The sequence below is a fragment of the Salibacterium halotolerans genome (assembly GCF_900115625.1).
GTDB classification, from domain to species: Bacteria; Bacillota; Bacilli; order Bacillales; family Marinococcaceae; genus Salibacterium; species Salibacterium halotolerans.
The window spans coordinates 1,865-5,158 of the sequence record NZ_FOXD01000044.1 but is presented as its reverse complement, the minus strand read 5'-3'; the positions used below and the strand labels follow the sequence as shown (position 1 = coordinate 5,158).

At 55.5% G+C, this 3,294-nt stretch carries 2 rRNA genes; both read right to left on the bottom strand.

Annotated elements, in window-relative coordinates:
• Positions 1–117, bottom strand: a 5S ribosomal RNA gene (gene rrf, locus BM124_RS18325).
• Positions 118–218: 101 nt separating this feature from the next.
• Positions 219–3,159: ribosomal RNA gene (locus BM124_RS18320) — 23S ribosomal RNA — on the bottom strand.
• Positions 3,160–3,294: the final 135 nt, after the last annotated feature.

The following is a 3,294-nucleotide window of genomic DNA, read 5'->3' as shown; positions in this document are numbered from 1 at the left end:
GCCTGGCGGCGTCCTACTTTCACAAAGGGTTGCCCCTTCATTATCATCGGCGCTGGAGAGCTTAACTTCCGTGTTCGGCATGGGAACGGGTGGGACCTCTCCGCCGTCGCCACCAGACCTGGTGCCCGTGGGCGGGCTTTTGGTTATGCAGGGAACGATGTTCCCTCAAAACGACATAACGAATGTTTGAGCCAAAAACGAACCACCATCTTTGTTTTCAGGATAAGCCCTCGACCGATTAGTATCTGTCAGCTGCACGTGTCACCACGCTTCCACCTCAGACCTATCCACCTGATCATCTCTCAGGGGTCTTACTCACTTCATGTGATGGGAAATCTCATCTTGAGGAGGGCTTCATGCTTAGATGCTTTCAGCACTTATCCCGTCCACACGTAGCTACCCAGCGGTGCTCCTGGCGGAACAACTGGTACACCAGCGGTGTGTCCATCCCGGTCCTCTCGTACTAAGGACAGCTCCTCTCAAATTTCCTGCGCCCGCGACGGATAGGGACCGAACTGTCTCACGACGTTCTGAACCCAGCTCGCGTGCCGCTTTAATGGGCGAACAGCCCAACCCTTGGGACCTACTTCAGCCCCAGGATGCGACGAGCCGACATCGAGGTGCCAAACCTCCCCGTCGATGTGAACTCTTGGGGGAGATAAGCCTGTTATCCCCAGGGTAGCTTTTATCCGTTGAGCGACGGCCCTTCCATGCGGAACCGCCGGATCACTAAGCCCGACTTTCGTCCCTGCTCGACTTGTAAGTCTTGCAGTCAAGCTCCCTTCTGCCTTTGCACGCTGCGAATGATTTCCAACCATTCTGAGGGAACCTTTGGGCGCCTCCGTTACTATTTAGGAGGCGACCGCCCCAGTCAAACTGCCCGCCTGACACTGTCCCTGCACCGGGTCACGGCCCGAGGTTAGAATTTCCGTACAGCCAGGGTAGTATCCCACCAGCGCCTCATCCGAACCTGGCGGTCCGGATTCCAAGGCTCCTACCTATCCTGTACAAGCTGTACCAAAATCCAATATCAAGCTGCAGTAAAGCTCCATGGGGTCTTTCCGTCCTGTCGCGGGTAACCTGCATCTTCACAGGTACTATAATTTCACCGGGTCTCTCGTTGAGACAGTGCCCAAGTCGTTGCACCTTTCGTGCGGGTCGGAACTTACCCGACAAGGAATTTCGCTACCTTAGGACCGTTATAGTTACGGCCGCCGTTTACTGGGGCTTCGATTCGAAGCTTCTCCCCCGAAGGGGATAACATCTCCTCTTAACCTTCCAGCACCGGGCAGGTGTCAGCCCCTATACTTCGCCTTGCGGCTTCGCAGAGACCTGTGTTTTTGATAAACAGTCGCTTGGGCCTTTTCACTGCGGCTTTCCAGGGCTCAGCACCCCGGAAAGCACCCCTTCTCCCGAAGTTACGGGGTCATTTTGCCGAGTTCCTTAACGAGAGTTCTCCCGAGCGTCTTAGAATTCTCATCCCACCTACCTGTGTCGGTTTGCGGTACGGGCACCTCTTCCCTCACTAGAGGCTTTTCCTGGCAGTGTAGGGCCGGGAACTTCGGTACTGTTATTTCCCTCGCCATCGCCGCTCGACGTTGTCAATGAACGGATTTGCCTGTTCATCCGCCTTACGGCTTGGACGCGCTATTCCAGCAGCGCGCTCACCCTTCCTTCCTGCGTCCCCCCGTCGTTCAAACGGGAAGGAGGTGGTACAGGAATTTCAACCTGTTTTCCATCGCCTACGCCTTTCGGCCTCGGCTTAGGTCCCGACTAACCCTGAGCGGACGAACCTTCCTCAGGAAACCTTAGGTTTTCGACGGAAGGGATTCTCACCCTTCTTTTCGTTACTCATACCGGCATTCTCACTTCCAGGCGCTCCACCGGTCCTCACGGTCCGGCTTCACAGCACCTGGAACGCTCCCCTACCATGCCCCGAAGGGGCATCCACAGCTTCGGTGATACGTTTAGCCCCGGTACATTTTCGGCGCAGAGTCACTCGACTAGTGAGCTATTACGCACTCTTTCAATGATGGCTGCTTCTAAGCCAACATCCTAGTTGTCTAAGCAACTCCACATCCTTTTCCACTTAACGTATACTTGGGGACCTTAGCTGGTGGTCCGGGCTGTTTCCCTCTTGACGACGGATCTTAGCACTCGCCGTCTGACTCCCGGAAAACAAGTCGCTGGCATTCGGAGTTTGACTGAATTCGGTAATCCGGTAGGGACCCCTCGTCCAATCAGTGCTCTACCTCCAGGACTCTTTCTTCCGAGGCTAGCCCTAAAGCTATTTCGGGGAGAACCAGCTATGTCCGCGTTCGATTGGCATTTCACCCCTACCCACACCTCATCCCCGTAATTTTCAGCTTACGTGGGTTCGGGCCTTCAGCAGGTATTACCCTGCCTTCACCCTGGACATGGGTAGCTCACGCGGTTTCGGGTCTGCGACCGGATACTCACGCGCCCTGTTCAGACTCGCTTTCGCTGCGGCTCCGTGTCTTCCACTTAACCTTGCATCCGATCGCAACTCGCCGGTTCATTCTACAAAAGGCACGCCGTCACCCATAAACGGGCTCCGACATCTTGTAGGCGCACGGTTTCAGGATCTCTTTCACTCCCCTTCCGGGGTGCTTTTCACCTTTCCCTCACGGTACTGGTTCACTATCGGTCACTGGGTCGTATTTAGCCTTGGGAGATGGTCCTCCCGGATTCCGACGGAGTTTCCCGTGCTCCGTCGTACTCAGGATCCACTCCGGAGGAAAGACGGTTTCGACTACCGGGCTCTTACCGTGTCCCGCGGGCCGTTCCAGGCCGCTTCATCTACCGTCTTTCTTGATAACTCCGTAAGGAGTGTCCTTCAACCCCAGGATGCAAGCATCCTGGTTTGGGCTGCTTCCGTTTCGCTCGCCGCTACTCGGGAAATCGCTGTTTGCTTTCTATTCCTCCGGGTACTAAGATGTTTCAGTTCCCCGGGTCTGCCGTGCCGCCTCCTATGTGTTCAGAGACGGACGCTGTCCCATTACGGACAGCAGGTTCCCCCATTCGGACATCCCCGGATCCAAGCTTACTTACAGCTCCACGGGGCGTATCGCCGTTCGTCGCGTCCTTCATCGGCTCCCAGTGCCAAGGCATCCACCGTGCGCCCTTTCCAGCTTAACCTGGTAAAGGTGGTGGTTGGTTCTTCTAAAACACATCTCTCGGTCGTCTCTCCGCTTTCTCTGTCATGAGAAAACGAGAGCGCCGGTGTGAATTGATTTGGCTCTTGCTTTCGTTATGTCGTTTTCAAGGAACACT